This is a genomic window from Photobacterium sp. SP02 (assembly GCF_038519165.1).
Taxonomy (GTDB): domain Bacteria; phylum Pseudomonadota; class Gammaproteobacteria; order Enterobacterales; family Vibrionaceae; genus Photobacterium; species Photobacterium halotolerans.
Genome location: NZ_JASJOJ010000009.1, coordinates 62,584 through 78,193, shown reverse-complemented (window position 1 = coordinate 78,193; position 15,610 = coordinate 62,584). Strand labels below are relative to the sequence as shown.

Below are 15,610 nucleotides of genomic sequence, written 5' to 3'. Positions count from 1 at the left end.
CATCATTTAAGAGGTGACATTATGCTGGAAATCAGACGTGCTGCAGATCGTGGCAGAGCTTCGTTCGGATGGCTTGACAGTCGTCACACCTTCTCGTTCGGTCATTATTACGATCCCGAGCATATGGGTTATTCGGCGCTGCGGGTGATCAATGATGATACCGTCCGCGCCGGTGCCGGGTTTGATACCCATGGTCATCAAGACATGGAAATTATCAGCTATGTGCTGGAAGGCGAAATTGCCCATAAAGACAGCGCAGGTAACATCAAGCGTTTGCCCGCCGGTGAATTTCAGCTGATGTCGGCCGGTAAAGGGATATATCACAGCGAGTTCAATGCGTCGCAGCAAGACACACTGAAATTTCTGCAAATCTGGATTCAGCCGGATCAGCTGGGTGGTGAGCCGGGCTATCAGCAGAAAGACTTTGGTCAGCGTGAAGGCTTGACCCCAGTGATCACACCGGACGGTGAGAACGGCACTTTGTCAATTAAGCAGGATGCCCGGCTCAGCCAGCTGATATTAGCGGTTGGTGAATCCCTGACCCTGACACAGCAGGCCGGACGCAGGTTTTATCTGCATCAGATCAAAGGCCAGCTGACGGTAGAAGGGGAGATCTTGTCGCCGGGGGACGGACTGAAGGTAGATCATCGGCCTGAGCTGATTGTATCCAATCAGGGCGATGTTTCGGTCACAGCTCTGGTGTTTGACTTACCCTAAAGGTTTTCCGAACGGCCAAGATTGCTTACACTAGCACAGGGGCCGCTTATCTATATGTGATTAAATACAGCCGTAATGTCAGACAGCTGTTATGACAGGCAGGTTGTGATTGCAAACAGATAAGCGGCCCCTGTTTGCCACGTGGTGTGGCAGTTCGCAATGACAAGGCAATGGCCTGAGGAGAAAAAATGACAACAGCGAAGATTGGGATTGTCACCGTCAGTGACAGGGCGAGTGCGGGTGTGTATGAAGACCTTTCCGGGCAGGCGATCATTGATACGCTAAAAGCGTATCTGACCTCGCCGTGGGAACCTGTCTACGAAGTGATTCCTGATGAGCGTGATGTCATTGAGTCCACCTTAATTCGCATGGCTGATGAAGAAGAGTGCTGCCTGATAGTCACAACCGGCGGAACAGGCCCGGCAAAACGGGATGTCACCCCGGAAGCGACAGAAGCTGTGTGTGATCGCATGATGCCTGGTTTTGGTGAGCTGATGCGTGCCGAGTCACTCAAGTTTGTGCCAACCGCTATTTTGTCGCGTCAGACCGCAGGACTGCGCGATGATACACTGATCGTAAATCTGCCCGGCAAGCCTAAGTCTATCCGTGAATGTCTGGACGCGGTATTCCCGGCCATCCCATATTGTATTGATCTGATGGAAGGGCCTTATCTGGAAAGCGATGAAAGCGTGATCAAGGTGTTCCGTCCAAAACAGAAATAAAGTGCTGCTTTCCCTGTTGGTCACCGCGTCACACCGGCAGGGAAAATCTCCCCTCTTCTCCATCTTACTGATTTTGCAATCTACACTTTAAACACTATCCCCAAGTTACCTGTGTAGAGCGTTAAGAGGTCAGTGCTATGGAAAGCTTCATCCGAACCCTGCCGAAAGTTGAACTGCATGTCCATATTGAAGGGACATTAGAACCAGAACTGATGTTTGAACTGGCGCAACGCAACCAGATCCCTTTGCCCTATGCCAGTGTTGAAGAAGCCCGGGCCGCTTATCAGTTTGATGATCTTCAGTCTTTTCTGGATATGTATTATCTCGGTGCAGCTGTCCTGCAGACTGAGCAGGACTTTTACGATCTCACCTGGGCGTATCTGCTGCATTGTAAAAAAGATCATGTCATGCACACTGAACTCTTTTTTGATCCGCAAACCCACACTGAGCGCGGTGTGACATTCCAGACCGTGATGGCCGGTATTACACGGGCACTGGCAGACGGGGAGCAGCAATTATCGATTTCAAGCCGGCTCATTATGTGCTTTCTGCGTCATCTCAGTGAGGATGCGGCGTTTGAAATTCTGGCCCAGGCGATGTCGTATCAGGAATACATTATTGGCGTTGGGCTGGATTCTTCTGAGAACGGTCATCCGCCGGAAAAATTCCGCCGTGTGTTTGAAAAAGCGCATGAGGCCGGGTTTTTGACTGTCGCCCACGCCGGTGAAGAAGGGCCGGCCAGTCATATTCGTGATGCTATATCGCTGCTCAGGGTGTCCCGGATTGATCATGGCGTGCAGTGCAGCCAGGATCCGGCGCTGGTGGATGAACTGATCCGCAATCAGATGCCTTTGACTGTTTGTCCTTTATCGAACGTTAAACTCAGGGTGTTTGATCACATGGCGGATCACAACATCATTGAGCTGCTGCGCAAAGGCGTGTGCGTGACGATCAATTCCGATGATCCGGCTTATTTTGGGGGTTACATGACGGACAATTTTCTGGCTGTAGCCGCGGCGTTTGAGGTAACAAAAGAAGAAATGGCTTTATTTACCGCCAACGCTATCAGGGCAAGCTTTTTGCCGGATGAAGAAAAAGCGCAGTTGCAGGAGCGCCTGGAGCATTATCTGTCTGTTCAGCTCCATCCGATACTGTAAAACAGATAAAAAAAAACGCCTGTCAAAGGCATGACAGGCGGGGGAAATAAATCAACTCAAACTGCGTTAAAGACCCTGGCGGTTTTCCGTTCCGGGCATCTTTGCTGCAGGAGTTTTAAAGGAACAACATACTTGGTTAAAGCGTAGGCGGTATTATAGGGGTGATTAAAAAACGCGCAACGATCACTTTTGTAAAAAATGTATAGCCAAATGTTAAACATCAACCCTGTCAAAACATTAGGTGGATAACTTTTTTATTCGCAAAGACATGAAAAATGCAGTCAGCCAGTTAGCTGTATGATTTAACATGATTTATTTGCTGTTTTTTCACTTTTTTATCTCGGCGTAAACATCGGATTGTCGGGATCTGCTGTATGTTTTTAGTTTCACCGATCAAATATACGCTGGAACCAGTCTCTGAGTGAGTTTACGAAACTGACGGAGGGCTTATTCTGCTCTGCGTTTCTCGCAGTGTGGCGGGCTGATGCTTTGCCTTGATAATACGCTTGCATTAAGCGGCGCCGGGTTTGCTCAGCGCGGCTGTGGCTTGGCCCTGTAGCGTCATCCGGAAACAGCAGGCTAGCGCTGGACTGCGCGTGATCGGCGGCATAACTGAGATCGATCTGCTGATAACCGAGTACCAGCATCCACAGGCGTGTGACCAGCAGAAAATGGCCATGATGCTGGTTGTCGAACCGTGCCGCATGTTCCTGGCCAAGTTGCTGCACGAACAGATCGCGCATTGCATGACTTTGGCTTTCTGTAGTCTGACATTGCTCAAGCGCAGATAAATGCGTTTTGGTCATCAGCCCCAGTAAAAGATCGTCGCCTTTACTGTTTGGCCGTTGCTGCTGCAGTGAGGCAAATTCTGTATCGAGCTGGCCGAGCAGGGCGTCTAAGCTTGCGGTTTCAGCCTGGTTAAAGTCTAAACTTCTGAGGCCCATAGTGGTCAGTTGCTGGCTAAATGAAGACACGGCGGCTCCCCGGCAGTTACGTTTCAGATGTGGTGGGGGCCAGTATACGGTTTTGAAGAACAATTCCCAGTTGAACAGCTGTGCCTGATAAACTGGCCACACGAAGACATAATACATGACAGGTAAGGAACAGAGTTATGGCGGCATTTTATGATTTTTCAGTCACCAGCCTGCAAGGCGAGGTACTGCCATTGAGCACTTACAAAGGGAAAGTCGTATTGGTGGTGAATACCGCCAGTAAATGTGGCTTTACGCCGCAATATCAGGGCCTGCAGTCGCTCTATGAGACATACCGTGAGCAGGGCCTGGTGATCCTCGGTTTTCCCTGCAACCAGTTTGGTCAGCAGGAGCCGGGGAATAGCGAAACCATCAGTGAGTTTTGCGAAATCAACTATGGTGTTGATTTTCCTATGTTTGAAAAGGTGGATGTCAAAGGAGCGACCAGCCATCCGCTGTTTGCCTATCTGACCGGCGCTCTACCCGGACTGCTGGGAAAAAACATCAAATGGAACTTTACCAAGTTCCTGATTGGCCGGGATGGCCAGCCGATTAAACGTTACGCGCCGTTGACCAAGCCAGAGGCGCTGGAAGCGGATATTAAAGCTGCCATCAAAGCGGATATCTGAGACAGAGGCTGAGACTAAGATCGCTTCAGTCTGTTGTGAACAACTGATTCCGGCCAGTAGCAGGCTGGCCGGCATGATTATTTGATTCGCTCAAGGCTCTGATTAGCTAAGGGTTTTCTGATTTGCTACAGGCTCTTTGACCAGCTAAAGGTTATCTGGTCAGCTTGAAGCAGGCGCATTGGCCCGGCAGTCGCTGATTTTGCTCAGTGCCGGTTGCATGGCTTCAATCGACAGGCGAACGCGCTTTGCACCTTCCGTCTGCATGGTGCCAGACTGAGTCAAGGAATGAATAGGGTGCTGCTCTGGCTGGCTGCATTGAATGGCTGAAATGGTGTTAAAAACACCCAGAGCATAACCCAGACACAGGGACTCATTCTGATAAGTACGAAGGCAGTCGTTCATGAAGGCTTGTTGCGCATCGGCCGCTGCAACCTGGGGTGGTAAAGACAGTGCAAACAGGGAGGAGAGAGTCAGTGTTATTGTTCTGATTGTTTTCATACGCACTTCCTTTCATTTATGTTTCATTCATTAATAGCAAAGTGCTGAAAATAAAGCGTGATTGGTCTCTCAGCTTGTATTGCTGTTTAATGAAGCTTTTGTGAAATGTGCATGATGCCGCAAAAATCTCCCGTCCAGTGCCCTGCTCAGGGCTTATAGATCTTCTCAAAAGATTTCTGAGGAGCAGCAAAGGCATATTGATTGACATGATCGATCACGCTGATTTTATGATCGGCATGCTGCTTTTGGCTGAATGTCAGTAAACGCGAGATCGCATTATGGCGTTTTGAGCCCGGCTTTTGCTGCTCAAGATACTGATTGAGAAAATCAATCTGTACCGCACTGTCATTAAAGTAACCAAGTGAATCCTGCAGCGCTTTTAACTGCTTGATGTGGTCTTTCATGACTTTGCGCGGAAAAATCGGGGCAAAATACTCCAGAAGATAGCGGAGCTTTTTGCAGGAAATTCTGAGCTCGTGAATGTGTTCGTCAGGGTTGGCGTAACCGATGGACTGACAGACATTCTGTGTTTTATTGAAGTGCTTCCAGATACATTTTTTTGCAAACGGCAGGCAGGGCTTTTTTCCTGCATCTGTCGGTTTCACGTTCAGTTCATCCAGTAAACCGACTATCTGGGTGCATTGTTGCTGGTAGTCTGCAGATTTCAGCCAGTCTTTGATTTGCTTTTGCAACACTATCCGCCTGTCCTGCAAGTCGTTAAAGAACAGGATCAGCCCCTGGTGATACTCATGATCCAGCGCATCGAAATAAGGTTCCATGTTGCCTAAATACACATCCAGATCCCGCAGTTCATTGGTTTTCTGCATCAAGGTTTTCAGGGCGTTCTGAATCATCTGTTTTTGCTGCGGCAGGAAAATGGCACTGAGCAGGCTGAGCAAGGCACGACAGCGCCGGAGTGACACGCGGTACTGGTGCAGGAATTCTGTGTCGTCGTCGCGGATCAGCCCTGCCTCGTGGCGGCGGGCATGCTGAAATTCGCTTTTCAGAAAATGATAGGTTGGCAAGTAAATTGCGCTGTCTTTTTTCAGGGCAACTGACGCTTTTTTCCGCTGCGGTAAACGCAGTTTATCCCTTTTATTTACGCTCATTACAATGACCTCCTCCATAACCATAGTCAGGGGCTGTTTATCTTTCGAATCTCGACAGAGCCGGCAACACAGTCTCGCGGGTGTGATTTGCCGCGAAGGGTTGGCTGCTTCTCTTGCGCAGCTGCTACGCAATTACTTCAGAGCAGTACTCCAGCGCATACGCCTATGTAAAGCTTTCTACACTATTTTTCAATTTTATGAAATGGCTTGATTTCATGGTGTCTCAGGTTCTTACGCTGTTCTCATTGCCTGTAATGGATGGGGGGCTCATTGAGCGCAAATGGCTGGCAAGCAGGCTTTACAAACTATTTTTACATCGCGTTAACCTTAGTTTTACAACTGGCTTCTCAACCCCTCTCTGTGGTGCTAATTCTATAGGTAAGGAATCGCTGAACAGGCGTCAGCTAAGTAACCAATATGTGAGGATATACGGATGAGTGAAATGATGAAAAATCCTATGGGCACGGACGGCTTCGAGTTTGTTGAGTATACCGCACCGACGCCAGAGGGTATTGCCAATCTCAAAAACCTGTTCCGGCTGATGGGCTTCGCTGAAGTTGCCAAGCATAAACATAAATCAGTCTGGTTATACCGCCAGGGTGACATTAACTTTATCATTAACGGTGAACAGCATTCGCAGGCTGCCGGTTTTGCCGGTGTCCACGGCGCGAGCGTTAACGCGATGGCATTTCGGGTGAAAGACTCGACGCTGGCTCTGGAACACGCGGTGGAAAACGGGGCGACAGCCTGTCCTGCTCAGGCCGGCCCGATGGAGCTGAACATTCCGGCTGTGTACGGTATCGGTGAATCTTTGATCTATCTGGTTGATCGCTATGGTGAGCACGATATCTATGAGATCGACTTCGACTATTACCCGGATTATCAGGAGCGCCTGGCTAACCAGGATGCCGGTTTACATACCCTGGATCACCTGACTCACAACGTGAAGCAAGGGAATATGGATCTGTGGGCTGGTTTTTATGAGCGCATTGCCAATTTCCGCGAAATCCGCCACTTTGACATCAAAGGTAAAGTAACAGGCCTGCTGTCTCGCGCCATGACAGCGCCATGCGGCAAAATCCGCATTCCAATCAATGAATCCAGCGACGATAAATCACAGATTGCAGAGTATCTGGATCAATACAATGGCGAAGGTATCCAGCATATCGCTTTGAGCACGGATAATATTTTCGAGACGGTGTCACGGCTGAAGAAGAACGGTCTGGCCTTCATGGACACCCCAGATACTTATTATGAAGGGGTGAACAAGCGGATTCCGGGTCATCAGGAAGATGTGGCGAAACTGAAAGATCTGAAAATCCTGATCGATGGGGATGAAACCGGCATTCTGCTGCAAATCTTTACTGATACCGTGATTGGCCCTGTGTTCTTCGAAATTATTCAGCGTAAAGGCAATGAAGGCTTTGGTGAAGGTAACTTCCAGGCGCTGTTTGAATCGATTGAACTGGATCAGATCCGCCGCGGTGTGATTCAAGTGGAGGATAACGCTTAACGTTATTCGTTGATTGAGATAAACAAGGATATGAACAAGCCCGCACGGCCAGGTGCGGGCTTTTTTCGTTTGTCTGAAAACGGGTTCGGGCATCAGACTTGGCATTTATCTGCTTCACTTACAGGAGTCGGGTTCAGTTATTTATCGTCACCGGGATCATCAGGAGAAGGGGATATGATGCGTTTGCTGGCTCTGTTGTCTTTCCTGTTGGTGACAGCCTGTACATCGCTGCCTGAGCCGATACCAGATTCCATTCCGGCCCAGCAGCAAATCTACACACGCTCACAAGCCGATTGTGTTGATCTGCTCACTCACTTTAAGCGTACGGCTCAGCAACAGGGCGTCCAGGATGCGCAGCTGGCATGGGACCCGAGATTTCCGCACCTGGCTTTTGACCGTTTCAGCCTGTCCTGGCTATTTGAGCTGACTGATCGCGAAAGCAAACGCCAATGGCTGGACTATGTGGCACATCAGGCCGCCGTACAGCGACAGGCGGAATATCAGAACCTGCCAGCTAACACCGCTTCTGCGCTAAAGCCGCTCGATCTGTGTGCAGAGCAGCTGGTCAGCCGCAGTCTGTATCAGCCCGCTCTGTGGTCAGCGCTCATCACTGAGCCGCCTCAGTTGCCATCCGGCTACGCCACCTGGCAACGGGTACTGGGGCTGTACCCGGTCACACAACATTTTGCCAGACCCTCGATGGACAAAGAAAAGCGGCGTTTGATCAGCCACTTTATCCAACCTGTCGAGGGTTATGCGATCCGGTACGCGCCTGATGACAGACCAGCCCTTAACCGTTTGCAGATGCAGGAATGGTTTCGTCAGGCAAGGGAGAGGTCGGCGCTGTCATGGCCGCAGCTAAGCGCAGGGCAGCAGCAGAGTCTGCTTAGCTTTTACGCGCCGGTTTTTCAGGTCGAAACCAGCTCGCGGGATGATTTTCCCGGTCAGGTGAAGTATGTCACCGCCAGTCAGCCTGGGGTCGTTTCCCAGCAACCGACCCTGTATACCCATGTCAGCTATACCCGCTTTTATGGACAGACTCTGATGCAACTGAACTATACGTTGTGGTTTGCCAACCGTACTGCGCGCTCAGGGTTTGACCCGTATGCGGGTCAGTTTGATGGCGTATTGATCCGGCTCACGCTGGATGCTGACGGGCAGCCTTACATTCTGGACAGTATTCACCATTGCGGCTGTTATCACATGGTGTTTGCCCTGTCACCGGCACTCACTTTTGCTCCGCCGGACCACAAAGCGGAATGGCCTGTCACCCTGCAAGTCTATGCCGGGCATCAGACAGACACGCTGGGGGTGACCTTGTCCTCTGGCGAGCATATGGTGAAAGACGTGCAATGGTTACGGCATGATGTCCGCACACGTTCATTGACCCTACTGCCTTACGATCAGTTGCGTAGCCTGCCTGCCGCCCCAAGCCAGAATAAAAGCCTGTTCAATCCGCAGGCCATGTTACCGGCCAGTGTGCGCACAGAGCGGTTTTATCTCTGGCCACTCGGGGTTAAATCGCCGGGCACCCAGCGTCAGCTAGGCCACCATGCGACCGCGTTTATCGGCAAGCGTCATTTTGATGAACCTTTCCTGCTGGAAACCCTGTTTAAGCAGCCTTAGCTGAGCGCAGCTGGAAGTCTGAGTATCTGATGTGTGCAGAGTGGCTGATCTGTGCTGGCGAAACAGAAAGCGGGCGCCTGGGCGCCCGCTATGTTATCTGATACTTTGGGTGACAGAATCTCTGGCTAGCGGTTGGTCCGACTGCCAATTGAGACACTAGGCCTGCTGACCGTCAGTGTCCGTCTGAGCCTGTAGCCCGTGCCACTGGAAATGGTGGTTCGGTTTCTTACTGACCAGGCCTTCACCCATCATGCGGTGGAACACCTCATCGACGTCATCCGCTGAGAGTTTCAGCGCCCGAATAATGGCCCGCTTTGAGCAGCTGACGGAATCAGAGGCCAGGGCATCTACCACGCGATCATAAGGTGACTGAGCTGCCTTCTCTTCAGCGCTTGCAGACTGGGATTCACGGGCCGCTTCAATGGCCAGGGTTGCCATACTGGCTGTGCCTGCATTGTCGCGTTCTTAGTTGTGTTCAGGTCTTGGCGGGTTGGAACCTGCGGCAGATTGCCTGACAGTCGTGTCTGAGACATAAATGGCGTGGCGCTGGTTAAATTGCTGACGAAAACGCAGTTCTTCACCGATCAATCCGACAAAGAAAGCGGCAAAGAAATCCAGCAGGACAGACAGAAAGATCACCAGCCCAAGTTGCGCTGCTTCGTTGCTGACTTTGAGGGTTTTGGCCAGGCCATCAATCAAACCCAGCACTGAGCCCTGGCTGACCACAGGCAGGTTGTCCCGTTCCATTGCCAGCGCTTGCTGCTGCTCGCGCAGCTTGCTGTTCTCACGCTGAATACGAGTGACACCCGTGGCGATACGCTCCATTCTGATGTACTTCTGCGCCGCCTCATTGTTCAGATCGATCTGCTTTTCAATGGCGTCAATCTGCATGTTATAAGCGTTGATTTTGCTCTGCTGCACAGTGACATGGCTCTGAGCCTGATTGGTGGCACTTTGAATGCCGCCGACCGAACCGCCGATGGAAATCGCCGCCAGCACAGAATAAAAAGCCAACGCGCAGGCGGCCCCTGAGTAGCTGCGTCTGGCGCGGCGTTCACCAAATTCATACCAGGCGAAGAATTTACCCAGTTCGAAAATAACCGCCAGGCCGCCAAAGAGGATCTGCATCACCGGATTGTCGTCGATAGACAAAAACAGCAGCAGTGAAAAAATGATGGAAGCCAGAATGGAAGCACTGGTAAAGCTGTATACCGTCCACATGGCGAACCGGCCTTTCGGAAAGCGAACAGTGCCTGTCCCGGGTAGAGCGTTGTCTGAAACCATAATAGTGTTTTAATGCCGGCAGGGCTTGCAGCCCAAAAATAGAGTGATTAATTAGCGGGGTAGGATACCGGAAAATCCGGGGCTCGCGGCATGAAAAAGGGCGTTGCGCGTGTCTTGAGCCGGAAATTTGCACAGCGTTGTCATAACTGGTGAAAGCTTGTTCATCTCAGTGCTCAGGGCTTCATTGCTGCGTGGTTTAAAAGCTGCGTGGTTTAAAAAGTGATCGTGCTTCGGAAATGGCGCTTCGCAGGGCCTGAAGCTCAATTTGTCGCTAAATCTTAACCTGATCTTGCCGCATAAGATTGATGCCAGAGTGGCTCTTCACTTTGGTGTGTATGACAAGAATGGCTACAAAGCCATCGGTTAAGACAAAGGAATACAAATAGTGACTCTTCCGAAATTCACCTATCACCCCGATCCGCTGGCGACTGGTGCTGTAGTGAAAAGCATGAAAGTGTGCGATTGCTGTGGCGAGGCGCGTGGTTATCTGTACAGCGGCAGTATTTATTCCCAGCGCGATGTCGAATGGCTGTGCCCCTGGTGCATCGCTGATGGCTCGGCAGCCAGAGAATTCAAAGCCTCGTATTCTGATGATTTTCCGCTGGACGGCGCAGGCCTGAAGCGGGAAGTGATTGCTGAGGTTTGTCAGCGCACCCCTGGTTATCAGTCCTGGCGTCAGGAAGTTTGGCTCGATCATTGTGGCGATGCCTGCGAATTCCATGGCTTTGCCGAGCATGATGAACTCAAAGCGTTAAGCGGACAGGCACTGCAGGCTTTTTTGAGCCGCCACATGCTCAAAGCGAATTTATGGCAGGACATCCTGGATACCTATGAAAAAGGCGGTAACCCGGCGGTGTATAAGTTCAGGTGCCGGCATTGTGGTGACATTCTCTACGGCATGGATTTTCTCTGAGGTCTGTAGTGGTTTAATGAACACGGCGTTCTGAACAGCCCCGCATAACTTTCTTGCTTTCCTTTGTATAGGGGAGGCTAGGCGGGGATTACTGGGCACAAAATCCAAACCTGCGCACACTTCACGAACCCCACCCTAACCCTCCCCTTGCCAAGGGGAGGGAATATGGCAGTCGCGGCAACTGATGAGGCCAGTGAAGCACTATTGTCTACTTCTCATTTCTGTGGTTCGATGTTGTGGTAATGTTGCAAAACGGTTAGATTAAATGCTCTAACATAACGTATTTTGCCTCTGAGGAGCCAACATGGACGCAATTCTTCAACAGTACCCTGTGGTCACTGAAATTCCGGTCGCCTGGGGGGAGATGGACGCCCTGAATCACGTCAACAATGTGGTTTATTTTCGTTACTTTGAAACCGCCCGTCTGGATTACTTCAAAGAAGCCGCGCTGATGGACGATATCAAAGACACCGGTGTCGGCCCGGTACTGAGTGACACCAGCGCCCGCTATCGCCTGCCTGTCACATATCCTGATACTTTGCTGGTCGGCTCCCGCGTCACCAAAATTGAAGAAGATCGTTTTACCATGGAGTACGAAATTTTCAGTAAGAAAATGGGCGCGATTACGACCCGTGGTACAGCTCAGGTTGTGATGTTTGATTTCAAAAACAACAGCAAAGCCAAAATCTCTCCTAAGCTCCGCGACACCATTGAAGCCATCGAAGCGCGCAAGGAATTACCGGCAAGCGCCTGATCTGACCAACGACTTCGAATGAAACGAAAGACGCCTTATTCAGCTTCTATAATCAGAAGTAGCACGAATAAGGAGTCTTTCATGTTTATTGCCACAGAGCACAAGATCACGGATCTGGACACGTTCTCGCAAAAGGCCGGCCCGGCACTGGGGCAGCCCCCAGCGGGCATGCGTTTACAAACTGCACTATTGGATAAAGACGATCATTGCTGTCGCTGTATCTGGGAGGCGGATTCGATTGAAAGTGTGCAGAACTATCTTGAGCCTGAGCTGGGCTCCGCATCCGCCACTGTGTATTACCTGCTCGATCCCGCGACAGCGATCGGTTGAAAAGCGCTTCAGCCGCAGCAATATAAAATTGTTCTGCGAGAGAGTACCCGCACCGCCATCTCAGTGCCTCGCTGAGACCGTATGAGATAAATTGTCCTGAAAAGCAGAGACAGCAGATGTCTATGCTTTTGGCTGTTTCACTCACCTTTAATTCCCCATCTGACCGCGACGTAGATCACTTTTTGAGTGTGTCTTACTGATAGTTCTGACGATCACAATCACAGTTCATCTTTTCGCTTGCTGCAAAGAAATCAAACTTGATTAGAATTCATCGAAACGTTTCGATGGGTTTTCCCAATCATATAAAAACGGGATAGCGGAAATGTGATTCTGCCTTTGTTGAGATGGATAAATTGCTATTTTGACGACGTTAGACGATTTTTCTGGCTATTTCATGACTTGAAGCCAGTGATTGCCAAGCCAAGGTGATGAAGAATGAAAAAAAGTACTCTACTGCACGCGGAACTGTCCTATCTGGTGGCGACGTTGGGACATACCGATGAAGTGACGATTTGTGACGCAGGACTACCTGTTCCGGAACCGGTTCAGCGGATCGATCTGGCGCTCACTCACGGTGTGCCCGGTTTCATTGAAACCGTTCGTACCTTCTTGTCTGAGTCGCAAATTGAAGGTGTGGTGATGGCAGAAGAATTCCGGCTGGTGAGCCCTGCACTGCATCAGGCGATGATTGAGACGCTGCATGAAGAGCAAATACGCAGTGGCCGTGAAATTACCGTTTCTTACCTGTCTCACGAAGCTTTTAAGGCACGAACGCATCAAAGCCGGGCGGTTATCCGGACCGGGGAATGTACTCCCTATGCGAATGTGATTTTTCAGGCTGGCGTAGTGTTCTGAGGAGGGTAGGGTATGACGCAGGCCATTTTACAGTTGAGTGAGATTGAAAAAGCCTTTCCGGGCGTCAAGGCATTGGATAAAGCCAGCCTGAATGTGTATCCGGGACGGGTCATGGCGCTGATGGGGGAAAACGGTGCCGGGAAATCTACTCTGATGAAAGTGCTGACCGGTATTTATCTAAAAGATGCAGGCAGCATGAGTTATCGGGGACAGCCAGCGGTTTTTCAGGGACCACGGGATTCCCAGCAGGCAGGGATCAGTATTATCCATCAGGAACTGAACCTGATCCCCGAGCTGACGATTGCCGAAAATATTTTTCTGGGGCGAGAACCGACCGGACCTTTGGGCCGCATTCAATGGCGCCGGATGTACGATGAAGCGGATCAATTGCTGGCGCGCCTGAATGTGAAACACAGCGCGAAAACCCTGCTGTGTGACCTGAGCCTGGGTGAGCAGCAAATGGTGGAAATTGCCAAAGCGCTCTCGTTTGAATCCAGCGTCATTATCATGGATGAACCGACGGATGCGCTGACGGATACTGAAACTGCCTCGCTGTTTCAGGTGATCCGGGAGCTGCGGGCTCAAGGTTGCGGCATCGTGTATATCTCGCACCGCCTTAAAGAAATTTTCGAGATCTGTGATGACATCACTGTCTTGCGCGACGGTAAGTTTATCGGCGAATGTCCGGTGGCGGAGACCACCGAAGACAGGCTGATAGAAATGATGGTCGGACGCAAGCTGGAAGAACAGTATCCCCGCATCGCGGTCACGCACGGCGAGATCTGTCTGGAAGTGATTGGTCTGACTGGATCGGGTGTTCATGATGTGAGTTTTTCACTGAAGCGTGGTGAGATTCTGGGCGTTTCCGGGCTGATGGGCGCAGGCCGAACCGAACTGATGAAAGTGATTTACGGTGCCTTGCCCAGCGAACGCGGGGTGATCAACCTGAACGGCAAAACGATCAATCCGGTCAGTCCGCAGGATGGACTGCTCAACGGCATTGCCTATATCTCGGAAGACCGTAAAGGCGATGGTCTGGTGCTCGGGCTGTCGGTAAAAGAGAACATGTCGCTGTGCGCCTTGGACCAGTTGAGTCAGGGTGTGCAAATCCGCCACAACGATGAAGTGATGGCAGTGGATGACTTTATCCGGCTGTTCAACATTAAAACGCCGGGCCGGGATCAGATCATCGGCAACTTGTCTGGTGGCAATCAGCAAAAAGTGGCGATAGCCAAAGGGCTGATGACCAAACCCAAAGTCCTGATTCTGGACGAGCCGACTCGTGGGGTCGACGTTGGCGCGAAGAAAGAAATTTATCAATTGATCAATCAGTTCAAGGCCGATGGTATGAGCATCATTCTGGTCTCTTCTGACATGCCGGAAGTGCTGGGCATGAGCGATCGCATTCTGGTGATGCATGAAGGCCGTATCCGCGGCGAGTTTGATGCGAAAGATGCGGATCAGGAAAAACTGCTGGCCTGTGCTGTCGGCAAAACCATCAATGAGGAAGCGGCATGAATACCAAGACCTTACCCACATCCACTGAGCCCGGTGAGAAAAAGTGGTTCAGTACAGCCTGGCTGATCGAACAAAAATCACTGATTGCACTCATTTTTCTGATTGTTGTGGTGTCTTTTCTCAACCCGAATTTTTTCACAGCAGACAACATTCTCAATATTCTGCGTCAGACGTCGGTTAACGCCATTATCGCCGTCGGCATGACCCTGGTGATTCTGACGGCGGGCATCGATCTGAGTGTCGGTTCAGTCCTCGCGCTTTGCGGTGCCTTTGCGGCCAGCCTGATCGCTATTGAAGTGCCGGTATTGATTGCGGTGCCTACTGCTTTACTGGCCGGTGCGGCGCTCGGGGCTATCAGCGGCATCATTATTGCCAAAGGCAAAGTGCAGGCGTTTATTGCCACGCTGGTGACCATGACTCTGCTGCGCGGTGTGACCATGGTGTATACCGATGGCCGGCCAGTTTCGACCGGCTTTACGGACACCGCGGATGCTTTTGCCTGGTTTGGTACCGGCTATGTGCTGGGGATCCCTGTGCCGGTGTGGCTGATGGTGGTGGTCTTTGCTGCAGTCTGGTACCTGCTCAATCACACCCGTTTCGGCCGTTATGTTTACGCACTGGGGGGTAATGAATCAGCAACCCGCCTGTCCGGTATCAATGTGGATCGGGTGAAAATCGGCGTGTACGCCATCTGTGGTCTGCTGGCCGCGCTGGCGGGCATTATCGTGACATCCCGGTTGTCGTCAGCACAGCCGACTGCAGGCATGGGCTACGAACTGGACGCCATTGCCGCTGTGGTACTGGGCGGTACCAGCCTGATGGGCGGTAAGGGCCGCATCATGGGAACCCTGATTGGTGCACTGATTATCGGCTTTTTGAACAACGCCCTGAACCTGCTCGATGTGTCTTCTTACTACCAGATGATTGCCAAAGCCGTTGTGATTTTGCTGGCTGTGCTGGTGGACAATAAAAACAAGTAAATCCAGAGGATTTACGGACAACAAGAGAGCCGGG

General features: G+C 51.1%; 15 protein-coding genes and 1 pseudogene. 12 read left to right on the top strand and 4 right to left on the bottom strand.

Annotated features, from left to right (window positions below):
* The first annotated feature begins 21 nt into the window (after positions 1-21).
* The 3 genes from P0Y67_RS06420 (at position 22) to P0Y67_RS06410 (ending at position 2,596) form a co-directional block, all read left to right on the top strand.
* On the top strand, positions 22-717 hold the full coding sequence (locus tag P0Y67_RS06420; RefSeq protein WP_237795235.1) for a pirin family protein: 696 nt from the start codon (positions 22-24) through the stop codon (positions 715-717).
* Between the two features lie 188 nt (positions 718-905).
* Positions 906-1,439, top strand: a complete 534-nt coding sequence (gene mog / locus P0Y67_RS06415) for a molybdopterin adenylyltransferase (RefSeq protein ID WP_120512318.1) — start codon at positions 906-908, stop codon at positions 1,437-1,439.
* A 137-nt stretch (positions 1,440-1,576) separates the two neighbouring features.
* The gene (locus P0Y67_RS06410; protein ID WP_342391197.1) at positions 1,577-2,596 is read left to right on the top strand and encodes an adenosine deaminase; all 1,020 of its coding nucleotides are present in this window, start codon (positions 1,577-1,579) and stop codon (positions 2,594-2,596) included.
* A gap of 386 nt (positions 2,597-2,982) precedes the next feature.
* Here P0Y67_RS06410 and P0Y67_RS06405 read toward each other — a convergent pair whose 3' ends face one another.
* Positions 2,983-3,570: a hypothetical protein gene (locus tag P0Y67_RS06405; RefSeq protein WP_342391196.1), complete on the bottom strand. Its 588-nt coding sequence runs from the start codon at positions 3,568-3,570 to the stop codon at positions 2,983-2,985.
* 137 nt (positions 3,571-3,707) lie between these two features.
* Here P0Y67_RS06405 and P0Y67_RS06400 point away from each other — a divergent pair, with 137 nt between their 5' ends.
* Entirely contained in the window at positions 3,708-4,196 is a 489-nt protein-coding gene (locus tag P0Y67_RS06400; RefSeq protein WP_342391195.1) for a glutathione peroxidase, read from the top strand.
* 159 nt (positions 4,197-4,355) lie between these two features.
* On the opposite strand, the gene P0Y67_RS06395 is transcribed toward P0Y67_RS06400, so the two are convergent.
* Together P0Y67_RS06395 and P0Y67_RS06390 are read right to left on the bottom strand one after the other, a co-directional pair.
* Entirely contained in the window at positions 4,356-4,694 is a 339-nt protein-coding gene (locus P0Y67_RS06395; RefSeq protein ID WP_342391194.1) for a hypothetical protein, read from the bottom strand.
* Positions 4,695-4,840: 146 nt separating this feature from the next.
* The gene (locus tag P0Y67_RS06390; protein ID WP_342391193.1) at positions 4,841-5,803 is read right to left on the bottom strand and encodes a CHAD domain-containing protein; all 963 of its coding nucleotides are present in this window, start codon (positions 5,801-5,803) and stop codon (positions 4,841-4,843) included.
* A 433-nt stretch (positions 5,804-6,236) separates the two neighbouring features.
* Between P0Y67_RS06390 and hppD the strand changes: the two genes are divergently transcribed.
* Both hppD and P0Y67_RS06380 read left to right on the top strand, forming a co-directional pair.
* Positions 6,237-7,316 (top strand): 4-hydroxyphenylpyruvate dioxygenase, encoded by a 1,080-nt coding sequence (gene hppD / locus P0Y67_RS06385; protein ID WP_342391192.1) that lies wholly within the window; start codon positions 6,237-6,239, stop codon positions 7,314-7,316.
* Between the two features lie 174 nt (positions 7,317-7,490).
* Positions 7,491-8,942, top strand: a complete 1,452-nt coding sequence (locus P0Y67_RS06380) for a hypothetical protein (RefSeq protein ID WP_342391191.1) — start codon at positions 7,491-7,493, stop codon at positions 8,940-8,942.
* A gap of 156 nt (positions 8,943-9,098) precedes the next feature.
* Here P0Y67_RS06380 and P0Y67_RS06375 read toward each other — a convergent pair.
* Positions 9,099-10,163: pseudogene (locus tag P0Y67_RS06375) on the bottom strand (bZIP transcription factor).
* A gap of 448 nt (positions 10,164-10,611) precedes the next feature.
* Between P0Y67_RS06375 and P0Y67_RS06370 the strand changes: the two are divergent.
* From P0Y67_RS06370 to rbsC, 6 genes are all read left to right on the top strand, one after another.
* Entirely contained in the window at positions 10,612-11,139 is a 528-nt protein-coding gene (locus tag P0Y67_RS06370) for a CbrC family protein (protein WP_120512311.1), read from the top strand.
* A gap of 304 nt (positions 11,140-11,443) precedes the next feature.
* Positions 11,444-11,893 carry an acyl-CoA thioesterase gene (locus tag P0Y67_RS06365; protein ID WP_342391190.1) on the top strand — a complete coding sequence of 150 codons (450 nt, stop codon included), beginning with the start codon at positions 11,444-11,446 and terminating at the stop codon, positions 11,891-11,893.
* A gap of 81 nt (positions 11,894-11,974) precedes the next feature.
* On the top strand, positions 11,975-12,223 hold the full coding sequence (locus P0Y67_RS06360; RefSeq protein ID WP_342391189.1) for a hypothetical protein: 249 nt from the start codon (positions 11,975-11,977) through the stop codon (positions 12,221-12,223).
* A 435-nt stretch (positions 12,224-12,658) separates the two neighbouring features.
* The gene (rbsD, locus tag P0Y67_RS06355; RefSeq protein WP_342391188.1) at positions 12,659-13,078 is read left to right on the top strand and encodes a D-ribose pyranase; all 420 of its coding nucleotides are present in this window, start codon (positions 12,659-12,661) and stop codon (positions 13,076-13,078) included.
* 12 nt (positions 13,079-13,090) lie between these two features.
* Entirely contained in the window at positions 13,091-14,596 is a 1,506-nt protein-coding gene (gene rbsA / locus P0Y67_RS06350) for a ribose ABC transporter ATP-binding protein RbsA (protein WP_342391187.1), read from the top strand.
* The gene (rbsC, locus tag P0Y67_RS06345) at positions 14,593-15,576 is read left to right on the top strand and encodes a ribose ABC transporter permease (protein WP_342391186.1); all 984 of its coding nucleotides are present in this window, start codon (positions 14,593-14,595) and stop codon (positions 15,574-15,576) included. The genes rbsA and rbsC overlap by 4 nt, the downstream gene beginning before the upstream one ends.
* Positions 15,577-15,610 lie beyond the last annotated feature (34 nt).